A 328-nucleotide genomic window follows, 5' to 3' on the forward strand; every position below is an offset into this window, starting at 1 on the left:
TTACTTCTTTCAGTATTTCAGAAAGTTTAGTAAGGCTCGGTCCGTTAGGCATAATAGCCTATATGGTTCTGACTGCGTTTCTGTTTGCAAGACGGGAACTAATGTTCGTGTTAGTATTCGAAGCTGAGTTGTTCGTGTTCAAGTAAGCTACACTCTCATTGGCATTCGAGTTGTTGTAAGAACGTTGAACTACTTATAGTTTCCTACGGACCTCTACCCATGTTTTAGTAATTTTTATTATAAAGCTTTAAAAGTTTCTATATCTTTTTCTTCTATGATAGTACCTCTGAAGGCAAGACGGGAACCAATGTTCGCGTAAGTACCCGAA

Origin of the sequence: Zoogloea sp. 1C4, assembly GCF_009469605.1 — a bacterium.
GTDB classification, from domain to species: Bacteria; Pseudomonadota; Gammaproteobacteria; order Burkholderiales; family Rhodocyclaceae; genus Zoogloea; species Zoogloea oryzae.